The sequence below is a fragment of the Thermosulfuriphilus sp. genome, assembly GCF_054026695.1.
Window position 1 is genome coordinate 1 of the sequence record NZ_JBPMLP010000011.1, and the last position, 14,305, is coordinate 14,305.

A 14,305-nucleotide genomic window follows, 5' to 3' on the forward strand; every position below is an offset into this window, starting at 1 on the left:
ACAATGAGGCCACTATTGCCGCCATCGCTACCCCTCCAGGTCCTGGGGCTATTGGAATCGTCAAAATAAGTGGCCCCCTTGCCGAAAAGATCATGCACCGGCTTTTTCGACCGGCAAGAACGCTCAAATCCTTTGAAAGCCACAGGCTGTACTACGGCTGGATAGTTGATCCTGAAACAGATCAGCCGGTCGATGAAGTTCTCTGTGTCCTCATGAGGGCCCCTCATTCCTACACCCGGGAAGATGTTCTCGAAATCCAAGCCCACAGCGGGTATTTGATTCTTTCTCAAATCCTGGAACTGGTCCTCAAACAGGGGGCCAGACCAGCAGAACCGGGGGAGTTCACCCGTCGGGCCTATCTCAATGGCCGGATAGATCTCAGCCAAGCCGAAGCTATTGCTGAGATTACCCAGGCCCGAAGTGAAAAGGGCCTCTCCCTAGCCCTTTCGGCCTTGAAGGGGGGAATTGCCCAAAAGGCCCAAGCCATCAAAGAGGCCCTGAGCGAGGCCTTGGCCGTTATCGAGGTAGCCATAGACTTCCCAGAAGAGGACCTCGAGATTATCTCCAACTATGAACTCCGTCAGAAGATCATCTCTCAGGCAATCACCCCTATCCAAGAACTACTGACAGCCTATGAAGTTACTCGCGTCTTTAGAGAAGGAATCTCGGTGGTCATTGCCGGACGGCCCAATGTAGGTAAGTCTAGCCTCCTCAATGCCCTGCTTCGAGAAGAACGGGCCATTGTCTCAGCCATTCCTGGAACCACCCGAGACCTCATTGAAGGTCTGGCTACCATCAGGGGAATTCCGGTAAATCTTATAGACACCGCTGGTCTCAGGGTAGCCCGAGATGAAATTGAAGAAATCGGGGTCAGTCGGGCCCAGGAACGCATCCGGGAGGCTGATCTCGTCATCTTCGTCGTCGATGCTTCAGAAGGGTTCACACCTGAGGATCAGGATATCTACCAGAGAATTGAATCCAGGACTCACATTGTGGCCTTAAACAAGATTGATATTGCCTCTGAAGAGCGCCTCCGATCCTTAAAAGAGAAGTTTTATCCAGAAAATTTGGTCTTTATCTCGGCTCTGACCGGCCAAGGCTTGGGAGAACTTACGGAGAAGATCTACCGAAGCCTGGTTAGCCAAAAGGAAGGGGCATCTTTACAGGTTGTTCCCAATATTCGCCAAAAGGTGGCCTTTGAACGAACCCTTGAGGCCTGCCAAAGGTCCTTGGCTGGTCTTGAGGCCCAAGAAAGCCCAGAAATCATTGCTGTTGATCTGAAAGAGGCCTTAGACCACCTTGGTCAGATAACCGGAGAAACCACCACTGAGGAGATCATCAACCGAATCTTTGACCAATTCTGCATTGGTAAATAAGGAAAAACAACTCCTAAGTTTGGAAAAAGGGCTAAAGGCCCTGGAGATAGAGATTCGCCCAGAGGCGGCTGAAAAGCTTATCCGTTTGGCCGATCTTCTCATCTACTATGCCCGACCACTTGGTCTCACCAGCCTGGATGACCCCCTTGAGATTTTAGAGAAGCATATCATCGATAGCCTCACTCCCCTTCCCCTGATTGCTTCTGGAGCCTGTCTCCTTGATGTGGGCTCGGGGGCCGGATTGCCTGGTTTACCTCTAAAGATTGTCCACCCAGACCTGAAGCTTACCCTGATAGAGCCTAGACGCAAAAGGGTCACTTTTATGACCTACGCTGTGGGGGCCTTGGGGCTTTCGGGAGTAAAGATAATGCGCTGTTATCTGGGAAAAGATTGCCAAGGACTAGAGCACAAAGGCTATCAAGTAGTCATCAGTCGGGCCTTTACAGACCTTAAGACCTTTTATAATCTGGCTTGGCCTTATGTAGCCCCTCAAGGTGTGTTGGTGGCCATGAAAGGCCCTCGAGTTGAAGAAGAACTGGCCTTACTGCCAGAGGCCTTTCGGAGGCAAATTAAAGTTAAAAAACTCAGGTTACCTTTTTCCCAGGCAAGGCGTTGCCTTGTTTTTATGATCAAGGGCCATGATTGAATTTACCCCGGATGTCAAACCCTACATGGACGAAGAAGACATCAGAATCATAGAGTCCGTCCTTCTAAATTTTAAGAAGGATCACCTAGATGTCCTCGAGTGGGGTAGTGGTGGAAGTACCCTCTATTTCCCCCGCTTTCTTTCCTCCCAAGGAATCAGCTATACCTGGACGAGCATCGAACACAACAAATCGTGGTTTGAGACCGTACTCAAGGCCGTCGAAGGCATCCCCCACGTAAGGCTAAACCTGGTCAGATTCGATGGTCCAGGGAGAAAGCTGAGAAAGATTCCCATGAAGGAATATATAGAATGGCCCCGCAGGCTTAACCAGAGATATGATTTGATCCTTGTCGATGGACGCAAGAGACAGGAATGTCTTCTGGAAGCTCCCAGACATCTCAAGCCGGGAGGGCTTGTCCTCCTCCACGATGCCCAGAGGAAAAGATACCATCGGGCCTTTAGGATCTATCCGTACAGTCGTTTCCTGGGATATCGAATCTGGATAGGAGGGCTCAAAGCCCCACAAGCCGATATCAGACTTAAAAATTATATAAATTACTTTTACTACGCCTACATCTATTACCTTTATGAGCGTTTGAGGAGGCTTTTTACTAAAGCATTTTGATTAAGGGATCCTTCTCTGCTAATTCTTTGAGGCTTTCCTCGTAGATCATGTAGGCCTTGTCTCCAAAAAGGACCATCCGAACCTCTTTTATTTCCGGATGCTCTTTAAGATAACTTGTAATGGTCTCAAGGGCGATTGAAGAGGCCTCTTTGAGAGGGTAACCATAGGCACCTGTACTGAGAGAGGGAAAGGCGAGAGTCTTTATCCCCCGGTCACTGGCCAGTTTTAGACTCGAGTGATAGGCACTAGCCAGCAGTTGGGCTTCCCCCTTGTTGCCCCCTCTATAGATGGGCCCTACGGTGTGGATGACCCAGCGGGCCTTGAGATTGCCTCCGGTAGTGATCACTGCTTGTCCAGTAGGGCAGTGGCCAATACGGCGGCATTCCTCCATAATCTTGGGACCACCGGCCCGATGGATCGCCCCATCTACACCTCCTCCGCCAGCTAGCCTCTCATTGGCAGCATTCACCAGGGCTTCGGTATCCTCCTGGGTTATGTCACCCTGTTTGATGATTAAAAGAGCCCCACCGATTTTGGCCCTAATCATTCCGCACCTCCCTTTGATCTTCTGAAGGAGCCAGAAGTAAAAAAATCTCCCCCTCGGCCTTAAGCCGACCGGCTATCCTACCGGCGGTATCTCCGGTGCCCAAGAAAAGATCTAAACGATCTAAACCTTTTATCGCTGCCCCCTTATCATGGTTAAAAACCAAGCCCCCCCAGGACCTTGTTCCTTGCCACTGGCCCTGGAGACTAAAGCTCGGAAGCTCGGTGAGTAAAAAAAGAGGTACCCCCGGGGGAAAAAATCGATGATCAAGGGCCACACTTCTAAACGGTACCAGGACCTCGCCCAGGGCCCCAAGGGGACCTCGGGTGACCTCCTCAAAGAAAACGTAGCGAGGATTCTTGGCCAAAAGGGCCAAAGGATCCGGAAGAGACCTTAGATATTTCTTCATATCTTCAAGGCCCTTTATCTCTTTGGACTGGGGGAGCAACTGGGATAAACTTTTGTAGGGCCAGCCATTGGCACAGGCAAAATGAACCCTGACCTTCTCTCCTTGAGGAAGCTCTATAACCCCTGAACCCTGGATCTGGAGAAAATAGGCCTCAATGGGGTCTTCTAACCAAAAAAGTTCAAGAGAGCGTCCTCGAAGGGCTCCCCTGATATCTATCTCCTCCCTGGTGTAGTATGGCACCAGAAAACGCCCATCAAGACGCCCCCAAAGCCTGCCCTCAAGACCGAAAAGAGTCAGATCAACGGTCACCAGGTCAGTTGGGCAACGATAGATAGGAAAATTAAAACGAGATGAAGGTCGGCGAGCTCCCCTTATAAGGGGCTCATAATAACCAGTGACCAAAAGAGCCGGAGTTAAGCGATAGGCCACTAGGTGGTCCCTTAAAAAAGAGGATCTTTCTTCTCGAGGAAGCCTAAAGGCCTCTTCCAAGACCTCTAAGGTCCTAAGAATTCTTTTGCGGCTAAGAGGACCAAGAGGAGAGGGAAATTTTTCTTGTGAAGATCTTTCAAGAAAGGCTCGGCTGGCTGAAAGGGCCCGGAAAAGTCCCTCATCTGGCCCCTGATCTACTAAAGGGAGACGAGTGACCGGCCAGGACTCATAAGGTAGCCTTTTGAAAAACCTCTCCCAGACCAAGGGACGCAGAAAAAGGGCCCCTAGAAGAACGAGTAGAAAAAGAGCTAACCAACCTAACCTTCTTCTCACAGACCAGTGGCTTCGATCTGACGCCTGACGGCCTCAAAAGAGGCCCTTAAGGCCTGCCTTTCCCCTTCCTCTAAGGGGAATTCAACTATTCTCTCCACTCCAGAACGCCCGAGGATCACCGGTACCCCCAGAAAACATCCCGAAAGGCCGAACTCCCCCTCGAGGTAGACCGCACAGGGGAGAAGACGTTTCTGATCCCGAATAATAGATTCAGCCATCTCGATGGCCGAAAGGCCGGGGGTAATAAAAGCGCTTCCGGTTTTAAGATAGCTGACAATCTCGGCTCCCCCGTGCCGAGTCCGCTCAACAATATCGGCCATAGTCCCAGAGGAAAGGAGATTCTCTACCGGTACCCCATTTACGTTGGCTAGTCTGGTCAGGGGGAGCATGTGATCTCCATGGATGCCCATAACCATAGCCTGGACGTCAGCCGGAGATACCCCCAAGGCCCGGGCCAGAAAATATCTATACCGAGCCGAATCAAGAACCCCGGCCATACCGATGACCTTTTCTTTGGGGAGTTCAGAGACCTTATAGGCCGTATAAACCATGGCATCTATAGGATTAGTAATCACGATATAACAGGCCTCAGGGGAATACTTGATAGTATTTTCCACGCAGGATTTGACAATCTCAAGGTTAACCTTAAGGAGATCATCACGACTCATCCCCGGTTTACGCGGCCTTCCGGCAGTGATTATCACTATCTGACTGCCTTCGGAAGCCGCCCAATCCTGTGTTCCGATGACCCTTCCAGAATATCCCCACAGGGGGCTGGCCTGAGCTAGATCAAGGGCCTTGCCCTTGGCCAGCCCCTCCACTACATCGATGAGGACTATATCCGCCAGCTTCTTGACAAAGGCCCAGATAGCTACCGAGGTCCCTACCGCCCCTGCTCCCACAATAGTGATCTTAGCCATGAAGAGACATTCCCCCTTCAGTTCTTAATTTGCTGATTCTTTACCTGAAATAGATCTATTTGACCAGAGAGAAGACTTTAAGGAGATACTTTTATCGCCCAGAAGGGGATAATTACCTGAGATAAAGGCTCCTTTTCGAGGGTCGGCGAGGTCACCGAATAATAAATAAAATTTCGCCGTCCATCAGGAAGAATGATCTCTCCCATCCCCACTGTCCTATCTGGAGAAAGGATTCGAGACTCCGCCTCCTTTTCTATAAGGAGAGCAATTATCTCTTCAGAGACCCCAGCCCCCTTAAGCCTTATAATCTCCTCCACGGTCAAGGAGAAAGCAGGAGAAGACGTAAACAAGACCAAAGTAAAGAGAACCAATAAAACCCTCATCATTATTAAAGATCCTTAAAGACCTTGGCCAGGGATTCCCCGCCCACATGCATCTTCCATTCATTAAGATAGCCAAAAGGGGTCTCGTGGACAAGAAATCCTGCCCGTTCAAGCCGCTGCCGCACCGAAGGAATTATGGCCAAAGCCAACTCTGGCGGAGCCTTGCTTGTGGAAAGATGGCTAAATGAATGTAAAAGGACTGTCTTGGTGGCAAACTTCCCAGCTAGCCACTTGATATTTTTTACCATTTTGCCTATTAAAGACTTCTCCCGCCCCATGTCTTCAGCCTCAAGATGATAAAAGACCACCACTGCTTCTCTCAAGGAAAGAGGCCCCGAAGGCTCTTCAGCCCCGGGGAGAACCTTGGCAAAAGGGCTTGACCAAAACTCCTTGGCAAAAAAGAGCAAAAGCTTCAAGGCAAGTATTGATCTGATTCCCGGGAACTGAGACAAGCACACTCCTTAAGAGCAAAAGGGCTATCCAGACGATACCAACGACGACCTGAGAGAAAATACCAACGCCCATCATCATAGCGGGCGACCAGAGCCCCATGGAAATCCATAAGCCTTTTGACATCCTCAAGGGAGTAAGGATTGTGATAATCTCCCTTGACCGGAGTCCGACCACAGGAAAAAAGGACAAAGACCAGACCAGGAACCACAGAGACAATAACAATTCCTAAAATCCATCTCCAAATCTTCATAAGCCTATTTTAAGATTGGCTGAATCAATACTCAACCCTCATTTTTAAAATGCTCGATAAAACGAAGTCTTCAGAGGTATTAAGAGAAAAGCCTTTTAAACTTTAAAGTTCTGGGCTTAAACACTATATCAACCTTGATAAAAGCTTAATTATTAAGTAAATGACCGAAGTTCTAAAATAGAAAAGGGGGGCAATGCCCCCCTTTTTGGTACTATTTGGCTTTGATTTAGATCTCCTCTACAGTAATGGCCCCCTGAGGACAGACCTCAACACAAGTTTCACAGCCCAGGCAATCTTCAGGACGCTCGATGACGGGTTTGCCATCATCTCCGACCTCGTAAACCTGAGCCGGGCAAGCATTAATACACTCCTGATCGGCCGCACACTTGTCGTAGTCGATGGTAATCTGGAACATACTTCCCTCCTCAGTTAATTTTTTAGGCCCTTACACGGACCCCATTGGCCCCAAAACACCTCGGTGATCCTTACCACGATCTGACACAATTTTCACCAATATTTTAAAGCCCAAAAGTTTCTTTTCTATACTTCTACCTCTTTTTTAGAGACTCCATAAGAAAGCCAGAGGGGAGCTTTAGTTCGAAGACCCGCCTTATACAGATGATATTCTTCGGCCAGACGACAGATAGCCGGGGCCCAGAGAGGACACCCCAAGGCATGTATATGAGTGTAGGTACCAAGTACGTTTCGGTAGATGATACCGTCATGGAAACCATCCACCCCATACCCCCTCAAGACCCTAAAGGCAAAGTTTAGACCGGCTTCACCTCTGGGGCGAGAATAGTGAAATTCATGTCCGATTATTTCCAGACCTTTGGGATAAAAAGGATTCTCATTCTCAACCCTGACGATCACATAGCCGTGTCCCTGAGGACGGGGGCAGACCTCAAAATCAAGCCCCAAAGCCCCGACCATCTCAAAGGAGCGTCCCTGGTAGATTATCCTCTGGCCAAGATACATCAATCCTCCACACTCCGCGTACACTGGAAGACCATCATCTATGGCCTCACGGAGATCCTGACGCAAGGCTTGATTGCTTTCTAAAAATTCGGCTTGGGTCTCGGGAAAACCTCCTCCGATATAAAGGGCATCAATGTCTGGAAGCCGGGAATCCTCCAAGGCATTGATAAAGATCAATTCCGCCCCACAGGACTCAAGAGCCTCAAGATTTTCAGGATAATAGAATTGAAAGGCCGCATCCCTGAAAATCCCAATCTTGACCTTAAAAGAAGAGTTAGGCGGGGAGTCCACTTCTGGAATGCTTACGGGATGAACCTCACGGGCTAGAGCTAAAATGGCCTCAAGGTCAATATTGGCCAACACTTTTTCTTCAAGAATTTTTAAGACGCGGGATCTTTCTTCATACTCTTGCCAAGGCAAAAGCCCCAAGTGCCTCATAGGTAAAAAGTTACCCACCCGGGGCACAACTCCCAAAACCGGAAGATCGCAGTATTTCTCAATACTTTCTCGAACGATACGCTCATGCCGAGAACGGGCAATTCGGTTAAGAATTACCCCCCTGATCGCCAAATCGGGGGCAAAATGAAGACAGCCTAGCACTTGGGCGGCTATCGTCCTAGTGACTTTGGTACAGTCAAGGACTAAAATTATCGGCGAGGCTAATCGTTTGGCCAACTCGGCCGTCGAACAGCTCCCCTCAACATCGGCTCCATCAAAAAGCCCCCGATTGCCTTCAACAAGAGCCAGATCAGCCCCAGGGATTCTTTTTCCAAAGGAGTCCAAAATAGCCGAGGCATCCATCATGAAGGGATCAAGGTTATAACAATTCCCCCCAGCTACCAGCCCCAACCAACCAGCATCAATGTAGTCTGGCCCCTTCTTAAAAGGAATCACTTTAAGACCTTTAAGACGTAAGCCATGAAGGATACCCAGGGTAATCAAGGTCTTCCCGGCCCCGCCCTTCAAGGCGGAAATAGTCAAACGAGGAATACGAGCTTGAGGTCTTTTCATAAAAGGGGCCTTTGGATAGTCAGTGAATCGCCATTCAGCTAGTAGATATATGACGGCCTAGTCTTTGTCAACCAGAACCACAGGGATATCTTTTTTTTAGGGAAGATATCCAGGCCTCCTTAAGAGCCTCGATCTGATCCTCATATTCTCGAGACGGCCTTTCTAGCCCGCATCTCTGGCAGGTCACCCGGGCCTTGGCTCAACATCCCTTGAGAAGGGCCGGCCCCCCACAGGCCAAACACCTTAAAACCATCTCTTCCATTGGCAAAGCCTCCACAAATGGGTAAATTGTCTCCGGCTTTTAAAATTGTGCCCTAGGTGGAGAACTATGGCAAAGGAAATTATTGAAGCATTAAGAAAAGAGCTGGCCGAAAATCCGCAGTCCGTATTTGCTCACCACCGTCTGGCCTTGGCCCTCTGGCAAGAGGGTCAAGCCCAAGAGGCTATTGAAACCCTCAAGAAGGCCCTGGAAATAGATCCTTATGCCTACGATGTCCGGATTAATTTGGGAACTATCTACTTCCAACAAGGGGATCTAGAGGCCGGAATTCGGGAAACAGAACAGGCCCTAAAGATTTATCCCCGTTCAGCTGAAGGCTGGACAAACCTGGGGCTGGCCTACTTTGAACAAGGTCGCCTGGAGGAGGCCATTTCTGCCTATAAAAAGGCCCTCGAAGTCCGCCCCGGGATGGCCACCACTTGGGTCAATCTATCCACCGCCTTGGTAGAGAAGGGAGAATACCAAAAGGCCATAGAGGCCTGCAATGAGGCCCTTGAGCTGGAACCCGGTTTCTCCGTGGCCCTTAATAATCTGGCTGTAGCCCACTTTTATCTCGGAGAATATCAAGAGGCCCTTGACTACGCCCAAAGGGCCAAAGAACTCGGCTATCCTGTCCCCGAAGAGCTCATTGAAGAAATCAAGAAGAGACTTTTTTAAAAAATGCCCCTTTACATCTCCTTAAAAGAACCTCGATGCCCATTTTGTGAACAGGAGATCCTTCCTCCCCAAATGCGCCCAGATATCTACTCTGGTGACTTTGAAATCGGTTTCTGTGACTGCGGAGCTCTCTATCTCCACGACGCCACCGGCCACAATATTGGAGCCGCCATGGTCGAGGCCTTGACTATTGCCTGTCGCCCCCATCAAGAGATGGCCTGGGATCTTCTCCCCGATGAAGACTATCAAGATGCTCTACTGGAACACTATGATCTCCGGCTCCACCGGCTGGTACCAGGAGGAGAATGGGAAGGACGAAGGATCAGAGGGATTCTCTACTTTCTCAAACTAAAGGGTGACCTTCAAGGACCTCTTCCTTCATCTCCGGCCGTCTCATCCGGCCCTCCTTCACCTTCGCCTCCTTCAAGACGGCGTCTCAGCCGCCAGCAGGCTGAAAGATTGATAGCCTCCGGAAGGCTAGGGGAGCTCAAAGATCTGGCCCGGGCCTCAACAGGCGTCCTTCGAAGTCTTCAGAAGGTCCTTTATAGTGCTGACGAATCCCTTCGCTGGAAGGCAGTCATGGCCTTGGCCGAGGTGGCCGAAGAGTTGTGCCCAGAGAGAGTCTCTTCCGTGGGGGACCTTATCAAGGGGCTTATTTGGGCCAGTGCCGACTCGGCAGCCACCAACTGGGGCGCCCTTGAAGCCGTAGGAGAGATTATCAGCCGCTGTCCAGATCTGTTTGGCGATTTTATCCGCAACCTTGTGGCATTTCTCAAAGATGACACCAACCGAAAGGCAGCCCTCTGGGCCCTGGGTCGTATTGGCCAAAGGAATCCCCAACTTGTAAAGCCGCGGGCTTTTTTCGCCATTGTTGACCTCCTTGATGATCCAGATCCAGAAGTAAGAGGACACGCCCTCTGGGCTATCCTTCAAATAGGAGCCAAAGAGGCCACCAGCTTTCTCAAACAGCTGAGCAACGACAAAGGTGAATTTCGTCTCTTCGACGGGCAAAGACTCCAAACCCTTACCGTCGGCCAGCTGGCTCGAAGAGGATTAAAAGCCACCTAAGGGATACAGAAAATGACCGCAGATTCTCTCTCAAAAGACAAAGAAAAAAGGGCCCAAGAAGCTCTGGACAAGGCCCAAGAATGGTCGGCCAAAGGGGCCGTCGGCTTTGCCCTTGAAGCTTACCAAGAGGCCTTTGCCCTTTTTGACGAACTTGGCCAACTAGGACAGGCCGCAAATATCGCCGAAAAGATTGGAGATCTTCAGCTCATCCGAGGCAACCTGAACAAGGCCCTGGTGGCCTACAAGTATGTCCTTGAGGTCTGTGAAGAAGAAGGAGATTCCATCGGCACGGTCCTTATCTCCGAAAAAATAATCGACATCCTCAGGCAGAAAAAAGAATATGAGCGCCTCTTACCTTATTTTTTCCGTTGCCTAGAGCTAGCTGAAAAGTTCGGCGATGCCCACAAGGCGGCCAGATATCTAGTTGGAATAGGCGATGTTTATACCTACCAAAAAAAGTTTGATGATGCCCTTGAGGCCTATCAACTGGCTCGAAAAATCTACAAGGGGCTGGGTTCCCTAGAGCAATTGAGAATTGTCGAAAAAGGTATCAAAGAACTAGAGAAAATCAAAGAAGGCCTTTAGTCCGGCAAGCTCACAAATTTAAGCATTAGTTCTGGACCAAAAGCCTAAGAACGCGTGTACCCTGGAAGATCAACATGGGTACACGTCCCCGTGTCACAGGTCTTCTGATCAACAATTCTGGGGCCAGAAGATTTGGAATCTCCGGAAATAAGGGCTCGGGCCACACTCATAAGCCTCTTTACCCTTTTACCATGACAATTAGAACAGGAGACCTCTGAAATCTTATCCCGACTTTTAAGAAGGGTCTCGAATTCATGACCGCAATCCTCACAACGGAACTCGTAGATGGGCATGGTCTCCTCCCTTTATCTCAAACAAGTTTACCATTCCCAAAGAGAAAAAAGCGCATCGACTAAATATAAAAGACCCCGCTTCCCCTTCTGGGGGTGTGCGGGGTCTTCTTTAAGTACCCGATAGGGGTTATTCTACGGCCTGCCCCTTGCCTGGGATCCCGTACATAACAGTTGATCCCGTAGAGAAGTACTCCAACTTCCCTTCCTGAACTAGGGCGTTAGCCGCCTTTTTAATCTCCCGAGGAGAATAATCAGGCAGAGCCCGCTGCATATCCTTTAGATAAAGTTTTGATTTAGCAGCGGCCTTCTTTTCCATGAACTCCATGATCTTCTGTTTCACTTCTTCGATATCGGCCATATCTCAATGCCCCCTTTTATTATTTTACCTGGATATGGTTGGTGAACTTAAAGTGGGTTGAGGTCCGATAAGTGTCATAGGCCAAACGATAGTCATCAATGCTCTTCTCAGTAAAAGGAATCTCAGTAAGTTCAAACCATTTCTCCCAACCTATACGCTCAATCCAATCACCAATGCGCTCATACTTCCGAGCATGCTTCTCATAGACCTCAAGGATATGCCGAATAGCCTTGACCACACTAGGCCACCTTGGTGGCTCGTTGGGCAGATAAGGGATAACTAACTTGGAGAACTTGGGTGCGCTGATCCGGTTGGAGACCTTCCCACCGACCAAGATGGCAATACCATCACCTTCGCCGTCTGCAAGAGGCATAGCTGGACACATAGTATAGCAGTTACCGCAGAACATACAACGCTTCTCATTTACCCGGACGGTCTTGATCTTCTTACCCTCAATCTCCACCGTGGCCGGCTTAATAGCCCCAAGCGGGCAGGCCGCAATGGCCAGCGGGATTTCGCAGACACCGGTAATACGATCGTCTTCTACCAGAGGGGGCTTACGGTGGATACCAAGAATGGCAATATCAGAGCAGTGAACCGCACCACACATATTGAGGCAACAGGCCAAAGCAATGCGCACCTGAGCCGGGAGACGATGGCTACCAAAATACTCAAAAAGATCATCCATGACCGCTTTAACCACACCAGAGGCATCGGTGGCCGGAGTATGACAGTGAACCCAGCCCTGAGTGTGGACGATGTTAGTTACACTGGCCCCCGTGCCTCCGATGGGAAATTTATATGAACCACCAGGATGTTTACGTCCCTTAAGATCATCCTTAAGGGCCCGAAGGGTCTCTTCATCGGTTACGTGAAACTCAATATTGTTCCGCGTAGTCCAACGAACGTAACCATCACAGTATTTATCTGCAATGTCGCAGATCTCTCGAATATAATCAGTAGTAATTAACCGAGGGGTACCACAGCGAACCACGTAGACCACGTCTCCGGTTTCGCTTTTGTATTTGAGAACCCCGGGCTCAAGAATCTCATGGCTCACCCACTTACCATAGTTCTTTTTGATTACCGGGGGAAAGAACTGGTCATACTTTGGAGGACCGATATCGGTAATCCGGTTCTCCATGGGCTTCTTGGGATTATAAAGCTTTTCGGCCAGATTAGGATCATATGGCTGATCATAAATCGGATCGTACGTCTTCTCTGACATATCTTCACCTCCTAAAAAGGTTATAATCTCTTCAAATTAACATTTAAGCTGGATGCCGCCTACGGAACTCGGCCGCATCGCGCTTCCAGCCCCCAGGGACCTCCTCTTCACGCCAGAAGACATAAGGATTAGAACGGGGCTCCTTGACCATCTGGGGAATGGGATCAACCTCGATTTGGCGGATAAACTCCGGCAGAGTGAAGCGCTGAATAAGCTCACCCAGACGCTCCCGGTTCTTGCCGTTCTCCATCCAGAGATCCCAGACCTTCTCAATGAGCTCCTTCAGGTTGTCATAAGGAGGCTCAAGCCGCATAAAAGGAACAATCACTGTTGAAAGCTGAGCACCATCAAGAATAGGGGCTTTAGCACCCATGAGAATGGTAGCCCCAGTATCAGTACCCGGCCTCAAAGCCTCTGGCATAACATTTATACAGTGCATGCAGCGGTTACACTCTTTGTTGTTGATATAAAGCTTCTCGCCATCCCAGGCCATGCACTGGGTCGGGCAGAGATCAATGACCTCTTTCTGGATATCAAAAGCCCCCCAGTCACGCCCTCCATGGGCCCCAGCATTGGGCTTAAGTTCACCACCAACATAGGCCTTCACTGCCTCCTGATCAATGCGAATATCATCAATCCAGGTACCTATGACCGAAAGGTCAGCCCGGGCAATGGCCGCCACGCAATCATTAGGACAACCGGAAAACTTAAACTTAAACTTATAAGGGAAGGCTGGACGATGAAGCTCATCCTGATAGGTCATGGTAAGATCATAACAGAGCTCCTGGGTATCAATACAACTCCACTCACAGCGGGCCTTACCAACACAACAAGAAGGCGTCCGCAAATTAGAGCCAGACCCGCCCAAGTCCATCTTCATCTGGTGGGTAAGATCAAAGAAAATAGGCTCAAGCTGCTCGGTAGTAGTCCCCAAGAGAACCATATCCCCCGTAGACCCATGGAAGTTGGTCATCCCAGAGCCACGATGATCCCACATATCACAAAGCTTTCTTAGAGCCGCCGAATGATAGAATTTACTGGCCGGCTGATTGACCCGCACTGTATGGAAGGCCCAAATGGCCGGAAATTTATCCTGCTGGTCCGAATAACGGCCGATAACCCCACCACCGTAACCAAAGACACCAACGATTCCACCGTGTTTCCAGTGGGTCTCCCTGTTCTTGAAGGACAGCTCCAGCTGTCCCAAAAGATCCATACAGGCCTGTTTGCCCTTGGCCTGGCCATAATTGTCAATATCATCGACAAAGCTCGGCCAGGGACCCGATTTTAGCTCATCGCACATCGGGGTGTCGTGTTTCTTGATGTCCGCCATTATCTCCCTCCTTTTGAAGATTTACCAAAGAAAAGATAGGGAATGGGCGAATGAGCGCCCATTCATTTTTCTACCGGGCTTTTTGTATAATAGGGCAATCTCTTTGTCAATTAAAAAATGTGAGGACTAGCACATGCAAAAAGAAA

Annotated in this window: 18 protein-coding genes; 6 read left to right on the forward strand and 12 right to left on the reverse strand. The window is 49.6% G+C overall.

Annotation, left to right across the window (positions count from 1 at the left end; translation table 11 throughout):
* From mnmE to ACXJJX_RS01850, 3 genes are all read left to right on the forward strand, one after another.
* Positions 1-1,376: tRNA uridine-5-carboxymethylaminomethyl(34) synthesis GTPase MnmE (mnmE, locus tag ACXJJX_RS01840; RefSeq protein ID WP_456431322.1), on the forward strand; the 1,376-nt coding region annotated here is incomplete at its 5' end.
* A 19-nt stretch (positions 1,377-1,395) separates the two neighbouring features.
* On the forward strand, positions 1,396-2,022 hold the full coding sequence (gene rsmG / locus ACXJJX_RS01845) for a 16S rRNA (guanine(527)-N(7))-methyltransferase RsmG (protein WP_456431324.1): 627 nt from the start codon (positions 1,396-1,398) through the stop codon (positions 2,020-2,022).
* Positions 2,015-2,647 carry an O-methyltransferase gene (locus ACXJJX_RS01850; protein WP_456431326.1) on the forward strand — a complete coding sequence of 211 codons (633 nt, stop codon included), beginning with the start codon at positions 2,015-2,017 and terminating at the stop codon, positions 2,645-2,647. The genes rsmG and ACXJJX_RS01850 overlap by 8 nt, the downstream gene beginning before the upstream one ends.
* Here ACXJJX_RS01850 and ACXJJX_RS01855 read toward each other — a convergent pair.
* The 8 genes from ACXJJX_RS01855 to ACXJJX_RS01890 form a co-directional block, all read right to left on the reverse strand.
* Positions 2,634-3,194: an O-acetyl-ADP-ribose deacetylase gene (locus ACXJJX_RS01855; protein ID WP_456431328.1), complete on the reverse strand. Its 561-nt coding sequence runs from the start codon at positions 3,192-3,194 to the stop codon at positions 2,634-2,636. The two genes, ACXJJX_RS01850 and ACXJJX_RS01855, sit on opposite strands and share 14 nt — an antisense overlap.
* Positions 3,187-4,362, reverse strand: a complete 1,176-nt coding sequence (locus tag ACXJJX_RS01860; RefSeq protein WP_456431330.1) for an MltA domain-containing protein — start codon at positions 4,360-4,362, stop codon at positions 3,187-3,189. The genes ACXJJX_RS01855 and ACXJJX_RS01860 overlap by 8 nt, the downstream gene beginning before the upstream one ends.
* The gene (gene mdh, locus ACXJJX_RS01865; protein ID WP_456431332.1) at positions 4,359-5,282 is read right to left on the reverse strand and encodes a malate dehydrogenase; all 924 of its coding nucleotides are present in this window, start codon (positions 5,280-5,282) and stop codon (positions 4,359-4,361) included. Before mdh ends, ACXJJX_RS01860 begins: the two co-directional genes overlap by 4 nt.
* Before the next feature lie 77 nt (positions 5,283-5,359).
* The gene (locus tag ACXJJX_RS01870) at positions 5,360-5,668 is read right to left on the reverse strand and encodes a hypothetical protein (RefSeq protein WP_456431334.1); all 309 of its coding nucleotides are present in this window, start codon (positions 5,666-5,668) and stop codon (positions 5,360-5,362) included.
* Positions 5,669-5,670: 2 nt separating this feature from the next.
* Positions 5,671-6,117: a threonyl-tRNA synthetase editing domain-containing protein gene (locus ACXJJX_RS01875; protein WP_456431336.1), complete on the reverse strand. Its 447-nt coding sequence runs from the start codon at positions 6,115-6,117 to the stop codon at positions 5,671-5,673.
* On the reverse strand, positions 6,078-6,368 hold the full coding sequence (locus tag ACXJJX_RS01880) for a hypothetical protein (protein ID WP_456431338.1): 291 nt from the start codon (positions 6,366-6,368) through the stop codon (positions 6,078-6,080). The genes ACXJJX_RS01875 and ACXJJX_RS01880 overlap by 40 nt, the downstream gene beginning before the upstream one ends.
* Positions 6,369-6,594: 226 nt before the next feature.
* Positions 6,595-6,783 carry a 4Fe-4S dicluster domain-containing protein gene (locus ACXJJX_RS01885; protein ID WP_166032392.1) on the reverse strand — a complete coding sequence of 63 codons (189 nt, stop codon included), beginning with the start codon at positions 6,781-6,783 and terminating at the stop codon, positions 6,595-6,597.
* A gap of 125 nt (positions 6,784-6,908) precedes the next feature.
* Positions 6,909-8,357 (reverse strand): cobyrinic acid a,c-diamide synthase CobB, encoded by a 1,449-nt coding sequence (locus tag ACXJJX_RS01890; protein WP_456431341.1) that lies wholly within the window; start codon positions 8,355-8,357, stop codon positions 6,909-6,911.
* Positions 8,358-8,685: 328 nt separating this feature from the next.
* Between ACXJJX_RS01890 and ACXJJX_RS01895 the strand changes: the two genes are divergently transcribed.
* The 3 genes from ACXJJX_RS01895 (at position 8,686) to ACXJJX_RS01905 (ending at position 10,947) form a co-directional block, all read left to right on the forward strand.
* Positions 8,686-9,294 (forward strand): tetratricopeptide repeat protein, encoded by a 609-nt coding sequence (locus ACXJJX_RS01895; protein WP_456431343.1) that lies wholly within the window; start codon positions 8,686-8,688, stop codon positions 9,292-9,294.
* Positions 9,295-9,366: 72 nt separating this feature from the next.
* Complete coding sequence (locus ACXJJX_RS01900; RefSeq protein ID WP_456431345.1) at positions 9,367-10,362, forward strand: DVU0298 family protein; 996 nt, start codon at positions 9,367-9,369, stop codon at positions 10,360-10,362.
* Between the two features lie 12 nt (positions 10,363-10,374).
* A complete protein-coding gene (locus ACXJJX_RS01905) occupies positions 10,375-10,947 on the forward strand; it encodes a tetratricopeptide repeat protein (protein WP_456431347.1) in 573 nt (190 codons plus the stop codon).
* Positions 10,948-10,991: 44 nt separating this feature from the next.
* On the opposite strand, the gene ACXJJX_RS01910 is transcribed toward ACXJJX_RS01905, so the two are convergent.
* The 4 genes from ACXJJX_RS01910 to dsrA form a co-directional block, all read right to left on the reverse strand.
* On the reverse strand, positions 10,992-11,240 hold the full coding sequence (locus ACXJJX_RS01910) for an FmdB family zinc ribbon protein (protein WP_456431349.1): 249 nt from the start codon (positions 11,238-11,240) through the stop codon (positions 10,992-10,994).
* A 127-nt stretch (positions 11,241-11,367) separates the two neighbouring features.
* Positions 11,368-11,598 (reverse strand): dissimilatory sulfite reductase D family protein, encoded by a 231-nt coding sequence (locus ACXJJX_RS01915; protein WP_456431351.1) that lies wholly within the window; start codon positions 11,596-11,598, stop codon positions 11,368-11,370.
* A gap of 19 nt (positions 11,599-11,617) precedes the next feature.
* A complete protein-coding gene (gene dsrB / locus ACXJJX_RS01920; protein WP_456431395.1) occupies positions 11,618-12,742 on the reverse strand; it encodes a dissimilatory-type sulfite reductase subunit beta in 1,125 nt (374 codons plus the stop codon).
* Positions 12,743-12,869: 127 nt separating this feature from the next.
* A complete protein-coding gene (dsrA, locus tag ACXJJX_RS01925; protein ID WP_456431353.1) occupies positions 12,870-14,159 on the reverse strand; it encodes a dissimilatory-type sulfite reductase subunit alpha in 1,290 nt (429 codons plus the stop codon).
* Positions 14,160-14,305 lie beyond the last annotated feature (146 nt).